The 15,504-nt window shown below is 66.1% G+C and carries 15 protein-coding genes; 2 read left to right on the plus strand and 13 right to left on the minus strand.

The window, feature by feature from the left end; all coding sequences use genetic code 11:
• Positions 1 to 4: 4 nt before the first annotated feature.
• The 3 genes from QN358_RS12000 to QN358_RS12010 form a co-directional block, all read right to left on the minus strand.
• Positions 5 to 655, minus strand: a complete 651-nt coding sequence (locus QN358_RS12000) for a GAF domain-containing protein (protein ID WP_323512502.1) — start codon at positions 653 to 655, stop codon at positions 5 to 7.
• A gap of 196 nt (positions 656 to 851) precedes the next feature.
• Positions 852 to 2,255: an MFS transporter gene (locus QN358_RS12005; protein WP_323512537.1), complete on the minus strand. Its 1,404-nt coding sequence runs from the start codon at positions 2,253 to 2,255 to the stop codon at positions 852 to 854.
• 406 nt (positions 2,256 to 2,661) lie between these two features.
• On the minus strand, positions 2,662 to 3,699 hold the full coding sequence (locus tag QN358_RS12010) for a hypothetical protein (protein ID WP_323512503.1): 1,038 nt from the start codon (positions 3,697 to 3,699) through the stop codon (positions 2,662 to 2,664).
• A gap of 103 nt (positions 3,700 to 3,802) precedes the next feature.
• On the opposite strand from QN358_RS12010, the gene QN358_RS12015 reads away from it, so the two are divergent.
• On the plus strand, positions 3,803 to 5,215 hold the full coding sequence (locus QN358_RS12015) for a glucose-6-phosphate dehydrogenase (RefSeq protein WP_323512504.1): 1,413 nt from the start codon (positions 3,803 to 3,805) through the stop codon (positions 5,213 to 5,215).
• Positions 5,216 to 5,307: 92 nt separating this feature from the next.
• Here QN358_RS12015 and QN358_RS12020 read toward each other — a convergent pair whose 3' ends face one another.
• The 9 genes from QN358_RS12020 to QN358_RS12060 all read right to left on the minus strand — a co-directional run bounded on the left by QN358_RS12020 (position 5,308) and on the right by QN358_RS12060 (position 13,119).
• On the minus strand, positions 5,308 to 5,982 hold the full coding sequence (locus QN358_RS12020; protein ID WP_323512505.1) for a hypothetical protein: 675 nt from the start codon (positions 5,980 to 5,982) through the stop codon (positions 5,308 to 5,310).
• A gap of 111 nt (positions 5,983 to 6,093) precedes the next feature.
• Positions 6,094 to 6,882, minus strand: coding sequence for a DUF2071 domain-containing protein (locus QN358_RS12025; protein ID WP_323512506.1), 789 nt, complete (start codon positions 6,880 to 6,882; stop codon positions 6,094 to 6,096).
• Entirely contained in the window at positions 6,879 to 7,121 is a 243-nt protein-coding gene (locus QN358_RS12030; RefSeq protein WP_323512507.1) for a hypothetical protein, read from the minus strand. The genes QN358_RS12025 and QN358_RS12030 overlap by 4 nt, the downstream gene beginning before the upstream one ends.
• A gap of 58 nt (positions 7,122 to 7,179) precedes the next feature.
• Positions 7,180 to 8,175 carry a dihydroxyacetone kinase subunit DhaK gene (dhaK, locus tag QN358_RS12035; protein ID WP_323512508.1) on the minus strand — a complete coding sequence of 332 codons (996 nt, stop codon included), beginning with the start codon at positions 8,173 to 8,175 and terminating at the stop codon, positions 7,180 to 7,182.
• The gene (gene dhaL, locus QN358_RS12040) at positions 8,172 to 8,843 is read right to left on the minus strand and encodes a dihydroxyacetone kinase subunit DhaL (protein ID WP_323512509.1); all 672 of its coding nucleotides are present in this window, start codon (positions 8,841 to 8,843) and stop codon (positions 8,172 to 8,174) included. The genes dhaK and dhaL overlap by 4 nt, the downstream gene beginning before the upstream one ends.
• Complete coding sequence (locus QN358_RS12045) at positions 8,840 to 9,625, minus strand: HAD-IA family hydrolase (protein WP_323512510.1); 786 nt, start codon at positions 9,623 to 9,625, stop codon at positions 8,840 to 8,842. Before QN358_RS12045 ends, dhaL begins: the two co-directional genes overlap by 4 nt.
• 4 nt (positions 9,626 to 9,629) lie before the next feature.
• On the minus strand, positions 9,630 to 10,490 hold the full coding sequence (locus tag QN358_RS12050; protein WP_323512511.1) for a class II fructose-bisphosphate aldolase: 861 nt from the start codon (positions 10,488 to 10,490) through the stop codon (positions 9,630 to 9,632).
• A 51-nt stretch (positions 10,491 to 10,541) separates the two neighbouring features.
• A complete protein-coding gene (locus QN358_RS12055) occupies positions 10,542 to 11,345 on the minus strand; it encodes a LuxR C-terminal-related transcriptional regulator (protein WP_323512512.1) in 804 nt (267 codons plus the stop codon).
• A gap of 4 nt (positions 11,346 to 11,349) precedes the next feature.
• A complete protein-coding gene (locus QN358_RS12060; RefSeq protein WP_323512513.1) occupies positions 11,350 to 13,119 on the minus strand; it encodes an alpha-glucosidase in 1,770 nt (589 codons plus the stop codon).
• 96 nt (positions 13,120 to 13,215) lie between these two features.
• Here QN358_RS12060 and QN358_RS12065 point away from each other — a divergent pair, with 96 nt between their 5' ends.
• Positions 13,216 to 13,941, plus strand: coding sequence for a hypothetical protein (locus tag QN358_RS12065; protein WP_323512514.1), 726 nt, complete (start codon positions 13,216 to 13,218; stop codon positions 13,939 to 13,941).
• Here the strand turns inward: QN358_RS12065 and QN358_RS12070 are convergent.
• Entirely contained in the window at positions 13,934 to 15,433 is a 1,500-nt protein-coding gene (locus tag QN358_RS12070) for an LCP family protein (protein ID WP_323512515.1), read from the minus strand. The two genes, QN358_RS12065 and QN358_RS12070, sit on opposite strands and share 8 nt — an antisense overlap.
• Between the last annotated feature and the right edge of the window lie 71 nt (positions 15,434 to 15,504).

Genomic DNA, 15,504 nt, shown 5'->3' on the forward strand with positions numbered 1-15,504 from the left:
TGCGTCAGTTGTGTATAAGAGACAGGGACTGGGGGCGGCGGCGGGGCTCGCCGAGTTGCTGGATGCGCAGCTCGGATTCGGCCGCCGCGACAGCCGCTTCGAGCAGGGGCAGGGTGCTAGGGGAGACGGCATCGTCTCCGCCGGTGATGTCGATGACTCCGAGAACCTCGCCTGAGCGGGGGTCGTGCACGGGAACAGCGGTGCAGCTCCACGGGTGCACGATGCGATTGAAATGCTCTTCACCGCCGATCTGAATTCCGTGGTCGAGAGCGAGCGCTGTGCCTGGTGCGCTGGTGCCGACGGCGGCCTCAGACCAGTTGGCGCCCTCGACGAAGAGCATGCCCTCGGCGCGGCGGCGCAGGTCTCGGTCGCCGTCGATCCAGAGCAGGCGGCCGGCCTGGTCGCCGATCGCCACGATGAGCCCGCTCTCGAAGGTGTGCGCGATGACGAGCGAGTGGATGACCGGCAGCACCCGCGACAACGGATGCTCCCGGCGATACTCCCGTAACGCTTCGTCGTCGAGGTCGAACGCGGGGCTGAGGTGGTCGGGGTCGAGTTTTCGCTCGAGCGAGCGCTGCCACGACTCTTCGACCAGCCGGCGCACTTGCGGAGGGCGCTCGTCTCTCGGCGCCACGCGGTACGGGCTTACGAGCATCGGGGATCTCCATCGATCATGCGTTCTGCCCAGAACACTACCGCTCGCTCGCTGAAACCGGGCTCCGAATCCCACGGGCAGGCGGCCGGGTCGGCGGCGATCGCGGCGTTCGGGGGCCCCCGACCCGGAATCACTGATTGCGTTGTCGCGTCGAGACGGGCCGGGCCGGGCCGGGCCGGGGCGGGTGGGGCGCGGGTCAGGCCGGGTCGGCGGAGCCCGCGGCGTCGGCGGGGCTCGCCGCGCGAGCGGCGGCAGGCGCGGAGCGGCGCGGCATGGCGAGGGCGGCCAGCACGGTCGCGACCGCGCACACCGCCACCGCGATGAACGCACTGCCCGAGGCGAGGGCGATCACGGCCGGGCTCTTCTCGCCACCGCCGGCCGAGTTGGCGGCGTAGATGCCGTTCGCGATCGCTCCGAAGATGGCCACGCCCACGGCGCTGCCGATCGAGCGCGCGAAGAGGTTGGTGCCGGTGACGACGCCGCGCTCATTCCACTGCACGCTCGACTGCGCCGCGATCAGCGAGGGGGTCGCGACGAGCCCGAGCCCCAGCCCGATTCCGAAGCAGCAGAGGGTGACGACGAGCAGGTTGGGGGTGGGCGCCGACAGCGCGAGCAGCACCGACGCTACGACGCTGATCGCCAGCCCGATGAGCACGGTGCTGCGAAACCCGATCGTGAGATACAGCCGCCCCGACTGCGAGGCGGCGATCGGCCACCCGATGGTGAGCGACGCCACCGCGAGACCCGCAACGAGCGGCGAGATGTCGATGGCCCCCTCGAGGTACGTGGGAACGAACGACGTCAACCCGGTGATCACCGCGCCGACTCCGAGCGAGACCAGCGTGGTGGTCAGCAGCAACCGCCTTGAGAACACCCAGAGCGGCAGTATCGGCTCGATCGCCCGCCGCTCCACCAGAAGGAATGCTGCGAGCAGCAGCCCGCCGAGTACGAAGGCGCCTATGCTGGTGGGCGAGTTCCAGGCCCAGGCCTGACCGCCTTCGAGCACCGCGAGGATGAGTGCGCTGATGCCCAACGTCAGCAGAACCGCGCCCGGGTAGTCGATGCGGTGCCGTTGGGGCGCCACCTTCTCGTGAAACCGGCGCATCAGCATGAACCCGGCGATGAAGCAGAGCGGAATGTTCACGAAGAAGATGAACCGCCACGAGATGAACTCGGAGAACACCCCGCCGAGCGTCGGCCCGATCACCGACGAGATGGCCCAGACGCTCGCGATGTATCCCTGCACCTTCGCCCGCTCGGCGACCGAGTAGATGTCGCCCGCGATGGTGACCGCCATCGGCTGAACCGCTCCGGCGCCGAGACCCTGCACCACGCGAAACGCGATGAGCGCGGGCATGCTCCACGCGAATCCGCAGAGAATCGAGCCGAGCAGAAACAAGGCGATGCCAGCGAGGATGATCGGCTTTCGCCCCACCGTGTCGCTGAGTTTCGCGTACACCGGCACCGACACGGCCTGCGCAAGCAGGTAGATCGAGAACAGCCACGGAAACTGCGAGAACCCGCCGAGGTCGCCCACAATGGAGGGCACCGAGGTGGCGAGAATCGTGGAGTCGATCGCCACCAACCCGGTCGAGAGCATCAGCGCAATGAGAACCGGCCCCCGCTTGGAACGAAAACCGATCCCGGTCGTGTCGATGGCTGCCGTGGTCGGGCTGCTGCTGCTCGCGGGGCTCGGGCTGGAGCTGTTCGCGGGGCTCGAGCTGGAGCTGGGTCTGGGTCTGGGGCTGGTGGCGTCGGTCAAGGGCGAACGAACTTTCCTGATGCGTTGTCGTTGGGGGCCTGGTTCTTCAGCACGAAATGCTGCTTCTTGGCGGTGGCGGTGTGCCCTGCGCCGCGCGAGCGCTGTACGCGCACCGCACGTTTTCGTGGGGAGCTGCAGTACTCCCACCAAATTCACAACCCTCAGTACGCCTCAGTATTCCGGGCGGGGGTGCATCGAGTGCAGGCCGGAGCCTGGGGAGCAGGATTCGGGGGAGCGGACGCGGTCAGCAGGGAATAGCGATGTTGTTGGCGCCGGGGCAGACGCCGGGCCCCATGGCTGGTGAGTAGGGCACAGTAGCCAAATTGGTCGGGGCGGGGAAAACCGGGTCAGGCAGGGTGAAATGAACGATTGTGCCGGAGATGCCCGTGGAGCCTCCTGAACCCGATGAACTGTTCGACGGTGACGAGGTGCGGCGATTCGCTGCCGCTGTGGCCGCTGCTGCGGCTGCGGCAGCAGCCTCAGCCGCACGGGCATCGGTGTCGCTCTTGCGCACGGCGACCGTCGCGTTGAAATAGGCCGTCACTGCGGTGGCCAGTGCATCGGGTGAACCGACCGCGCCAGCCGACCCGAGGGCAGACAGAGTCGCAGCGGCAGAGGTCAGCGTCAGCTTGGCCGGGTCGTCGGCGAGCGACGCGGCGGCGAGTGTCTGGGCGCTGGAAGCTGATGCTGACGCTGCGACCGCTGCGAGGGTGGCCCGGGCGGCTCCGGCCTGAGCCTCGAGTGCAATCACTAGCGGAGCGTCGTGTTCTTCGAGCTGGGAGAGGTTCGCTTCGTGAGCGCGGCTGAGCGCTGCGGCAGCTGTGAGCTCTGCCGTGGTGGGCGAAGGAGGAGTGGCCAGAGACGACACGAGCACAATAGCGGAGCGGTCAGGGGCGGGCTGCGGGTCGAAGGCGGAGAGGGCGATGCTCTGGCGCTGAGACGTGAGCAGAGCAACCTGTGCGGCGGCGGCCGAGGAAGTGGCGGTGGCGTCGAGCGCTGCGGAAGGGGCGGTCGAGAGGGTGTTGAGGGCGGTGTCGAGGGCGCGGGCATCCTGAACCGCGGCGGAGAGACGGGCCACCTGGCCGTCGCGCCTCAGCTGCATCGCCGTGAGGTCTGCGCTCGCGGCGGCCCGATCGGCCTCGGCGGCGCTGTGGGTGGCGTGCACCTGAGCGGTCTCGGCCACGACGCCGACCGTGACGGTAGCGATGAGGGCGACGACGAGAAGGCTCGCAATGACACTCGATTTCGCGTTCCATCGGCGCCCCGGCACAGCTGTGGTCACGTTCGACACTCTCCCCGTCGCTCACAATAGTGGAACGGCCCGGTTTATGCACAGGGTGGGGGCTCCCTGGCCCGTCTTCGGCGGTGCGAAGTACGCTCGATCTATGACAATGTCACACACAGTTCTCATTCTCGGTGCCAGCGGAGACCTCACTGAGCGCCTGCTGCTGCCCGGCATCGGCAGCCTCATCGCGGGCGGGGTCGACGCCGACAAGAAGCTGGTCGAGGGTCTGCAGATTCTGGGTTCTGGCCGGTCGGAGCACAGCCGCGACGACTGGCAGCAGACCGTCTCGAAGGCGTTCGAGGGTGTCGAGGCGACCGGCGACGACGCGAAAGCGGTGGTCGACGCGGCCGACTATGTGGTCGGTGATCCGACGTCGGCCGATGACCTCACGAAGATTCTGGGCCGCGTCGAGGGTTCGCTGATCGTGTACTTCGCGCTGCCTCCGGCCATCGTGTCGAAAGTCATCGACACGATGGGTGAGGTAGAGCTGCCGAAGGGCACCGTGCTGGCGCTCGAGAAGCCGTTCGGGTCTGACGAGGGCAGTGCATCCGAGCTCAATGAGAAGATCTCGAAGATCGTGCCCGAACAGCAGGTTCACCGGGTCGACCACTTTCTCGGTATGTCGACTGTGTTGAATATTCTGGGGCTGCGTTTCGTCAATCGGCTCGTCGAGCCGGTCTGGAACAACCAGAACATCGACAAGGTCGAGATCATCTACGACGAAGACCTCGGTCTCGAGGGGCGTGCCGGGTACTACGACAACTCGGGCGCGCTCATCGACATGCTGCAGTCGCACCTGCTCCAGGTGCTGTCGATCGTCGCTATGGAGGCTCCCACGCGCATCGACCCGGTCGACTTTCGGGCGGCCACGGCCGAGGTGCTGCGTTCGACGGCCATCTGGTCGGGTGCTCCCGTGCTGTCGGCAACGGATGCCCCCAGCCGCCGTGCCCGCTACACCGCCGGCACCGTGGGTGAGCGAACGATGCCCGCGTATGCATCGGAGGAGGGGGTCGACCCCTCGCGCAACACCGAGACACTCGCCGAGATGGTCGTCGAGGTGAACACCCGGCGGTGGTACGGGGTTCCGTTCGTGCTCCGCTCGGGCAAGGCCATCGGTAAGCCCGTCAAGCAGGTCGTTCTGCATCTGAAGCCGGTCGGCTTCGTGCCCGGCGGACTCACCGGTGCCGAGTCGCCCGAGCGCATCGTGATGGGGTTGCGGCCGCCCACCCTCTCGTTCGAGATGACCCTGAACGGCGACGGCGACCCGTTCAGCCTCGAGCGGCACGACCTCGAGGCGACCCTCCGGCCGAGCCCGCTGACGGCGTACGGCGAGGTCATGCGCGGGGTTCTGGGTAATGACCCGACCCTCTCCATTCGCGGCGACGTGGCGGAGGCGTGCTGGCGCATCGTGGCTCCCGTCATCGCTGCCTGGAAGGCGAACGACGTCGCTCTCGACGAGTACCCGGCCGGCTCGCAGGGCCCCGACGCGTGGGCCGACGACGTGTCGGAGTGATTCCAAAGCATCCACTGGCCAACTTATTCGGCATCGCACGGACGGTTCCGCTCCGCGCTGCGTAAACACGCGGTCGGGCTCACTCGGGCCGGTCACCTAGCCGGTGGTGGTTTCCGAGGTCGGCGAGAGGTGCGAATGATCGCGGAAACGCGCGAGTGCTCTGCGGCCCACCGACTGGTTTCGGGAGATAGCCAATTGAGCGTCGTGAGTAGCAATACGTGATCGTTCACCAGATCGCGTGAATACACAGGTTCGTGGTGCGCGATGCGATTGCGCAGCCGTTGGAGGCGCTGTAGAGCAGCATGAACGTCTGCGCGACGCGGGGAGGTGGGCGAGAAAATGCGCTCAAGCCCGGCGAGCCACATTCCAGCGTGGTGCCGTGTTGACAGCAGGCCGACCCAGAACCCGAATCCGATCTCGGAGATGATCTGACCAACCCCGGGTTCTCCGTATCTGGCGCACCGTTGTTCGGCCACGGCGATCGAGTTGCTCTCGCGGCCCGTGAGTGGGGCCTTCTCCAACCACCGTTCGGTACCGAAGCGATGAGTCAGTGCATCGTGCACGCGGTTTCTCAGAGTGACCTCGAGCAGGCTGAAACCTACCCAGAACGTCGCCGAGACTTCGATGTTGTAGATGTATAAATCAAGCGCCGTCTGCTCATCTCCGTCGGCGGCGGCCAAATACGGGGCGAGTCGTGACGCGCTGAAACAGAGAGTGGCTTCGCTGAGGTGCATACAGATGGATTCGCTTTCGATTTGCGAGCGCATCTCATTTTTGATACTCTGTGTTCACCAACCCCGGACGAGACGCATTGAGCGTCGCCGCGCCGGGGTTCTTTCTTTATCTGCTCGTGAACATCATACCTGACGAAATATCAACTATCTGTGAGCGGGGTTCCTCCTAGTGGCAGCGCGGGTGGGCGCCGCGGTGGCCGGCGTGCTCCAGGTGACGGGGATGTTGCGCATGACGTAGGCGCTGTCGAGGGTGGCGCTGCCAGGCGGGAGGGCGTCGAAGAACGACGACGTCACGGCGACGGGGGTAGCGGCTTCAAGGTGCCAGCGCGAGGTCGAGAGGGCGAGGCCCTGCAGTGCTCCGGTGCGGGTGGGTGACCAGCCGATGGGCGCGGTGCGAAAGAAGTCGGAGGCGTCGGCGAGTGTTGCGAAGAGCGGGTTTTCGGGCGCACCGGGTGCATCCGAACGGGCGGCAGCGACACGCACTTCGGCCGCGACAAGAACGTCGGCCGAAACTGAGGTGCTGGCGGAGGTCATGTTGACGCGCAGGCGGGTGGGCGACTCGTCGGTGGTGAAGCGGGCATGGTGGTGGATGCCCGGGAAGAGTCGTTCGCCGGCTGCCACCGCCAGCCAAGACGCCGTGTGGCGTTCGGGAATGTAGACGCCGGTGCGAAGAGTGCCGTCGGAGTCGTTCCACTCGACCGCAATGCGGTGGGCCGCGTTCTCGGCGTGCCAGCCGAAGGCGAGGCGCACAAGGGCTGCGGGCCGCAGCGAGCCGAGGCGAATCAGGCAGACTCCTGCGACGGCGCTGCCGTCGATGAGCTGTGGGTGGAGCGAGGCGGGCAGCAGCGTTTGAGCGACGGCGGGATCGACGCGGTAGTTGATGAGGATGCGGCGCTCGATGGTCGCGGCAAGGTCGGGCATGTGAAGTCTCATGCTCGGGCTGCCTTGGCGGTCGGAGCAGGGGCGGCACGTTTCTGTGAGCCGCCCGACTTCTTTGAGGCCGAGGTCTTGGCTTTCGACTTCTTCTCGCGAACGACGCGCAGAACGATCTGCTCGGGGCACACATTCGAAAGAAAATCGCCGACTGAGAGAGCCAATCGGTCGGGCGCCAATGAATACAGAATGCGGTTGGCATCGCGTCGCTCGGTGACGAGCGCGGCCCCGCGCAGCACCGAGAGGTGCCGCGAGATGGCGGGGGATGGCAGAGCGCCCCGCCACCCCCTCGCAGGCTCAGAACACGCGAATGGCGATCTCGGCAGGTTCGGCGAGTAGCGACTCGATCTCGTCATCGAGCTTGACGAGAGTGAGCGATGCGCCGGCCATGTCGAGCGACGTGCAGTAGTCACCTACGTAGTTGCGACCGACCGTGATGCCCTGTTCGGTGAGCTTTTCGTGCACGATGCCGTACAGAAGATAGAGCTCGCTGATGGGGGTTCCGCCAAGGCCGTTGACCATCACCGCGACACGGTCGCCGCTGGCAAAGGGAAGGTCGGGCAGTATCGCGCCGAGGAGTTCGTCGACGACCTCGGTGGCGGGCATCCACTTTGCACGGCGGCGGCCCGGCTCGCCGTGAATGCCCACGCCGATCTCGATCTCGTCGTCGCCGAGCTCGAACAACGGTGAGCCCTTCGCCGGGGGAGTGCAGGCGGTCAGAGCGATGCCCATGGTGCGCGTGACCGAGTTGACCTTCTCACCGATTCGAACAAGCTCATCGAGGTCGGCGCCGTTCTCGGCGGCAGCACCGACCGCCTTCATGACGAAGAAGTTGCCCGCGACGCCTCGGCGCCCAACGGTGTAGGTGGAGTCTTTGACCGACACATCGTCGTCGATGAAGAGCGTGCGCACCTCGATCCCATCGGCCTGGGCCACCTCTTCGGCCATTTCGAAGGCCATGCGGTCACCGGTGTAGTTGTTGACCAGCAACAGTACGCCTTTGTCGCTGGCGAGCAGTTTGACGGTTTCAGTGATGAAGTCGAGCGGTGGCGCGGCGAACACGTCACCGGGGCAGGCGCCGTCGAGCATCCCGCGACCCACGGTCATCACGTGTGCCGGTTCGTGACCTGAGCCTGAGCCCTGGATGATCGTCACTTTGTTGTGGTTCGGGGCGTCTGCCCGGTGGATGAGGTTGTAGGCCGGCACATAACGCAGGGTGTCGGGGTTTGCCAGCGCGATGCCTTTGAGCATCTCTGGCACGAACTGCTGCGGGTCGTTGATGAACTTCTTCATGACTTCTCTCCACGTCTCTGTGAGGGTGATTGGGGTGAACTGGGCCAGGTCTCGGCCACCTTCTCGATGAGCACGGCGACTCCCATGGCCCCGGCATCGACCGAGCCGATGCTGCGCTCGCCGCTGTAGCTGGCCCGACCACGGCGGGCCTCGAGCGCGCTGGTGGATTCAGCAGACTGCCGAGCCGTCGTCGCCATCTTCTGAAGCGCCGTCGCGGTGTCGTCTCCTGCGGCGAAACCTGCCTCGAGAGCGTCGACCGCCGGCACCAGAGCGTCGAGCAGAGTCTTGTCTCCGAGGTCTGACTTGCCGCGCTTCTTGATGCCGTCTATTGCGTCACGGAGGCCAGCCACCACGTCGTCGGCCGTGACCGGGTCTTTACCCTTCAGCTGACCTCCCGCCCGCAGAAAGGCGGTTCCCCACAGCGGCCCTGACGTTCCGCCGATGTGACCCGTGATCATCATGGCGACTTTGGTGAGAAATACGCCGGAATCGGTGCGGTCGATCGACGACCACTCGCCCAGCACGAATTCGAAGCCGCGGGCAAGGGAATAGCCGAAGTCGCCATCACCGACCACCGAGTCGAGCTCACCGAAGTACTTCTCTTGCGCCACGCACTCGTCGGCAATGGTTCGCACCACGAGTTCGGTGCGTTCGAGCGAGGTTGTCATGACCGTTCCTTCGGGCTGGTGAGCAGATCGAGCAGAGTGTCGACAGTGATGTAGGGCCCCGGATGCACGCCGGCACGATCGGCGAGAACGGTTGTGTTCTCGCCGTCAGGGTCGCCCAGCGAACTCACCACGAGGGCGGCTTCGCTGAAGTCTTCGCCCGCGGTGTAACTCGAGACCGTCACCAGCGTTCGGAGCCCGGCTGCACGTGCCGCGGTCAACCCATTGCCGCTGTCTTCAACGACAATCGCTTCGTTCGGTGACAGTCTCAGAGCTTCGAGGGCGTACAGGTAGATGTCGGGTGCCGGCTTCTTCTTCGGCACGACGTCACCGGCGAACACGGCGAACTCGACCGCCAGTTCTGGCCCCACCGCGTGCTCGAGCACGGCCCGTACCGACGGCTCGGCAGAGGTGGAGGCCACCGCAAGTGTGAGCCCGCGCGCCGCTGCTTCGTGAGTGATGCGCCGGATGCCCGGGCGGGCCGGCAGCGCGCCTGACGCGATCAGGCCGGTATAGATCTCGGTTTTTCGCTTGTGCCAGCGTGCCACCTCCGAGGCCTGCGCGTCAGGGTCGGCGGGCAGCCCCGCCTCGGCGATGAACACGGGGGTCAGCAGTGACGCGAGCCGTTCTTTGCCGCCGCCGATGAGCACCTTCACTGCGTAGTCGTCGTCACTCCACTGCACGGGGAGGCCGAATTCGGCGAACATCTGGTTGAAGGCGGGCAGATGGCCGAAACGTTCGGTGTCTGCAAGCACTCCGTCACAGTCGAAGATGAGGGCGGGCATCCGGTCACCACGCCTTGCCGGCCGAGCCGAACGTGTGGGCCAAGCCGGTCGTGAGCGAGACGATGTCGGTGGAGACATCGGTGAAGAGTGTGGGTGGATCCCACTTGTTTGCCGTTTCGGCCCGCAGGAGGCTTGCGAGCGATGACTGCATGTAGGTGATTTTGAGCGCGGTGGAGATGTTCACCTTGGCGCAGCCCCTGGCGATGAGGTCGTGAAACTGCTCGTCGGTCATACCGCTGCCGCCGTGCAGTGCGATGGGGATGCGGTGCCGGGCTACGAGCTCGCTGACCCGCTCGAAGTCGAGCTCGGGTTCAGCTGAGTAGACACCGTGGGCATTGCCGATCGATGGCGCGAACACGTCGATACCTGTCGCCTCGATGAAAGCGAGTGACACGTCGAGCGACTGCCGTTTTGCCTCGGTGTCAGAGCCGATGCCATCTTCGACGCCCGTGATCGACTCGATTTCGCCTTCGACATGCGCGCCGTAACTGCGGGCTTCAGCGACGACCTCGATGGTCTGGCGCTGGTTCTCTTCGACCGGCAGCTCTGAGGCGTCGAAGAGCACCGAGTTCCAGCCGAGGGCCAGGCACTCGCTGATGACGTCGCGATACGGGCAGTGGTCGAGATGCAGAGTGACGGGCACTGAGATGCCGTCGGTCATCGACTGCCACATCGTGAACAGCACCTTCGCGCCGATCTGTCGCACCGTTTTCACCGAGGTCTGGATGATCACGGGGGAGTTGGCCGCGACGGCACCGTTCAGCACCGCTTGCAGCGTGAGATCGTTCACGATATTGATGGCAGGCACGCCATATCGTTCGGCGAACGCCGTGTCGACGATTTCTTTCAGCGACACAATGCTCACAACGACTCCTTCGTTCGGTACTTCGAACTTAGGCACGTCGGGGTGGTCGCGCTATGCGGGATTTCCCCCATAGCCGGGCAGCGCTGGCGAGCGCAGGAACGCGGCGAGCATCGTGCGGTTGTGGGCGCCGGACTTGCGAAGGATGGTGCCGACATGCTTCTCGACGGTCTTGGCCGAGATGCCGAGCTCTGCAGCGATCTGCTTGTCGGGCAGGCCCCGAACGACGAGTGACTGCACTTGGCGCTCGCGGGTGGTGAGGGCGACAGGAGGTCTGCCCGCACCGATCGTAGGGCCGGCGGGCCCTGCCTCACCGAAAACCGCTGCCAGCGCGGCCGAATGTGCCCGCGAGTTGACGATGGCGATCGATGCGTGCGTGCCGAACAGGGCGAGCTGCTCGGCATCGACTTCGGTGAACGCCCGGCCGCGCGCTGCCCCAAACACCACGAAGGCGCCGATGAGAACGGAGTTGTGGGTGAGGGGCACTCCGATGACGGGGCAGCTGTGCCGGTCATCCGTCGCCGGGATATGGCCGCCGGGAACACTCGAGTACCTGTCGAAGACCACGAAGTCGCCGGTTCGTTTGATGGCGCCGGTGACACCCTCGTCGAGGCTGAACACCTGCCCGGCTTGGCAGTGCACGTCGAGGTCGACCTCTTTGCGGTAGAGGTTCGCGGCCTCATCGATGGTGCAGATGGAGCCGCTGCGGCAGCCGAGCAGCCGCACGGCACTCACCAGAATCTTCGTCAGCAGCGGCTGCAGCCGAAACTCCCCGGCCAGTTCTTCGGCCAGCGTCGAAACCAGTGTCACCTCTGCCGCCTCATCGTTGAAGTTCGGGGCCGACAGTTCGGGCCACACCCCATCATGCGCTCTTGCGAGCGGTTAGGCCATAGACACGCACCTCCCACGGGGCGAGGGTTCGGGCATCCGGAGCCGCCGCTGAGGCAGGCAGGTTGGCGATGAGCAGGTGGGGTTCGTCGCCCGCCCACGGCGCGAGCAGCGTACCGGCTCCGTCGCTGAGCGGCCAGAGCTCGAGAGGCTCGCCCGAGACGTTTGCCACGACCAGCAGTTTCTCGTCGCCGAGGCTGCGGGTGAACGCGTAGAGCGTGGGGTGCGCAGCTTCGAGCAGTTCGAAGGTGCCGAGGGCCACGAGGTCGCTGGTGTGCCGCAGCTCGATGAGGCGCTGGTAGAACCGGAACACCGAGCGCTCGGATGCCCGGTCGCGCTCGGCGTTCACCTCGAGGTAGTTCGGATTGACGCCGATCCACGGTTCGCCCGTCGTGAAACCGGCTTGGGGCCCGTCGTTCCACTGCACCGGGGTGCGGGCGTTGTCTCGGCTCGACGACCGGATGCCCGGCATCACGCTCTCGGCGCTGGCACCCCGCTCGCCCGTCGCTTCGAGGTAGTGGTTCAGCGTCTCGACGTCGCGGTAGTCGGTGATCGACTCGAACGGAACGTTCGTCATACCGATCTCCTCACCTTGGTAGATGTAGGGCGTACCCCGGTGCAGGTGCAGAGCGGTCGCCCAGAGCGTGGCCGACTCATAGCGGTACTCGCCGTCGTCGCCGAAGCGGGAGACGAGCCTCGGCTGGTCGTGGTTGTCGAGGTAGAGGCTGTTCCAGCCCACCGTGCCGAGCCCCTCCTGCCAGCGGGCCAGCGAGTGCTTCAGTGCCACGAGGTCGAGCGGCTGCGGGTCGAACTTGCCGCCGGGGCCGTGGTCGAGGCCCACGTGCTCGAATTGGAATACCATGTCGATCTCGGCGCTCTGCGGGTCGGTGAACTGCCGCGCGTCGTCGATGGTGACACCGGGCATCTCGCCCACCGTGATGAGCTGCGCGTCGCGGCCCGCGAACACCTTTTCGTTCATCTCGTGCAGAAACTCGTGGATGCGCGGGCCTGAGACGAAGAACGGCGCGCCATCGGCCAGGGTTTCGCCGGGGGCTACGGGTGCCTCGGGCAGGTCGAGGTGCTTCGAGATGAAGTTGATCACGTCCATGCGAAAACCGTCGACACCGCGGTCGAGCCACCAGTTCATCATGGCGTAGACGGCCGCCCGAACATCCGGATTCTCCCAGTTGAGATCGGGCTGCTGCACGGCGAACAGGTGCAGGTAGTACTGGCCCGTCGCCTCGTCGAGCTGCCAGCTCGGGCCGCTGAAGAACGAGCGCCAGTTCGTGGGTTCGGCACCGGGCTCGCCGGGCTGGTGCCCGCCCCGGGCGTCGCGCCACCAGTACCAGTCGCGCTTCGGGTTGTCAGGCGAACTCTTCGATTCGACGAACCACGGATGCTCGTCGCTGGTGTGGTTCACCACCAGATCCATCACCAGGCGCATGCCGCGCTCGTGCACCTCGGCGAGCAGCGCGTCGAATTCGTCGAGCGTACCGAAGAGCGGTTCGATGTTCTGGTAGTCGCTGATGTCGTAGCCGTTGTCGTGCTGCGGCGACGGGTAGACGGGGCTCAGCCAGATGACGTCGACGCCCAGGTCGGCCAGGTGGTCGAGGTGCTGGCGGATTCCGCCGAGATCTCCCACCCCATCCCCGTTCGAGTCGGCGAAGCTGCGGGGGTAGATCTGGTACACAACGGCTCTGGTCCACCAGGGGGCGACGCCGCCCGGCCATACGCTTTCGGTCATACCTCGATGTTGCCACCATCGGCGCCGAATGGCCGCCAGGCGCCGTCGGCGGCGAGGGGCTAGTGATGATCTGTCGGTTAATATAGAGTTAATCTCATGAACGATGAGATGCCACCCACCGTGTTCACCGCACGCCTCAGCCGCGCCACGTCGAATAAGCTGAAGCTCACCGTGACTGACGGCCCCGGTGAGCCGTTGGCGGTTGCGGTGCAGGGCGGTGCCGACGGCGTGGGCTCGAAGCTCGGGGTGCTGTTCGGCTTCAAGAACGGCGGCGTCGGCAAGCATCTCGTCACCTTTCGGGGCGGCAACACCCTGGTGGTCGAGACGCGCAGCGGTGAGCCGTCGGTGCTGGTGCAGAACGGCGAGGTGATCGCGTCGCTGGCGCGGGGCGACGAGTCTGAGGTGCTCCTGCCGACGGGCGAGACGCTGTTCGCCATTGTGCCCGACCCGGCCGGCGCGCGCACCGCCGACGCGTTTCACCTGCACGTCTATCGCTGCCACGCCGACGGTCAGGCGCGTGAGGTGGTCGGGGCGCTCGACGTGATTCTGACGAACACGGGATGGACCTTCACCGCGTACACCGTCATCGACGTGCTCGACGTGCTGCCCGACCTCACGCTTGCCAACTTCGCCCGCCCGCTCGGTACCGCCCTGCGTCTGCCGATGCAGGGGGTTCGGCTCGTTCTGAAGGGCCCGCTCTCCGACCGCGACCAGGCAATTCTGGTCGGAGTGTGTGTCGACCTTGCGATCGGTCTCCGCCCCTATGTTGCCGCCATGCGCAACAACTCGAGCCGGGCAGAGGCTCCCTCCGCGGCTAGTTGATGCAAGCACCCGACGCGTAGGTGGTGGTGGGCGCCGCACTGTCAGAGGGCGTGGGGGTGTCGGCGGGGGCAGCGGTCGCAGCTGAGCCTGAGCCTGAGCCCGACCCCGAGCCCGACCCCGACGCGGCTGAGGGGTCGACGACCTGTGTGCCGTCGGAGCCGAGCACGAGTGTCACGTCGTCGACAGACGCGACCTGAAGCGCCGCACCGGGCACATACGCCGCAACCGCCTTGGCGTCGCCCTCCTTGCCGGCCGGGTACTGGATGGTCGTGGTGGTCTGTGTGGTCGCCGAGGCGGGCGTGCCGGTCTTGAAGCCGAGGCCGCTCAGGGTGGAGGTGTTGGCGGCAGCAACACCGTCGGCGTCGCTCGCGTTCAGCACCGTCACCGTGACGTCGCCGGGTTTCGACGCGGTGGCACTGTCGTATGCCGATGGTGCGGCTGTCGCCGTGCCCGCGCCGGTGCCGAGAACGCTCGCGACGAATGCCGGCATTCCGGCGGTGTCGACCTCGACGATCGACACGTCGGTGCCATCGACCGTGATGGTCGGGGTGCCGAGGATGGGGATGGTGGTCGACTTGATCTTGTCGGCACTGAGGTTGCGCATCTGGGTGGCGAGGTCGATCAGATTCAGGCTGGAGTCGGTCTCGATCGAGGAGCTGATGGCATCCAGTACGCTCGTGAGCTTGCCGGGGTTCAGCAGCGTGTTGGCCGAGAGGATCTGCCGGGCCTCGACCGACAGGAAATACTGCTGGCGCTTCTCGCGGTCGAAGTCGCCGTTCGGCAGGCCATGGCGCTGGCGAACGAACGACAGCGCCTGGCTGGCGTCGAGCTGGGAGACCCCGGCAGGCAGGTTGATGTTCGAGAAGTGGTCGTCGACGGCCTCGTTGAGACAGACCGTCACCGGCCCGAGGGCCTGCACCACGTTGTAGAAGCCGAGCAGCGAGACGCGAACGAAGTGGTCGATGTTCAGACCGGTGACGTTCTGAACGGTGGAAACGAGTAGCTGTGCACCGGCCGCGTCGCCCCCGCTGCCGTCTTGCGTGCCGAGAACGAAGGCCGAGTTGAGCTTGCCCTTGCCGTGGCCCGGGATATCGACCCACGAGTCGCGGGGGAGCGAGATCATCGTGGCCGAACTGCCGTCAGCGGGGATGTGCACCACGATCATCGTGTCGGTGCTGGTGCCGCCGCCGTCGTCTTGCGTGCCGAGCTGGGCGAGCTGGGCATCCGTTGCCCCATCGGGCCGGTGGTCGTCGCCGACCAGCAGGATGTTCTGGTCTTTGCCGTTCGCGCCCGTGCCGCCCGGAATGGCGTCGATGCGGGTGATGCCGTTCACGAAGCGCTGATAGTTGTAGAACACGTAACCGCCGGTGACGACGACGGCCAGAACAACGACGATGACCACCCAGCGGGTCGCCACTTGGCGTCGGCGTCGTCGCCGGCGCTGCTCGGGGGTCAGCGTGCGGTGCTGATGGGGCGGTGTCACGGTAGTCATCGGCATGAGCCTAAACAGCGGTACGTGTGCAGAGCCTGAACGACCCGGCTCTTTGCTGAAACGTTCAGGGA

It is taken from the genome of Subtercola sp. RTI3 (genome assembly GCF_035018625.1).
GTDB lineage: Bacteria > Actinomycetota > Actinomycetes > Actinomycetales > Microbacteriaceae > Subtercola > Subtercola vilae.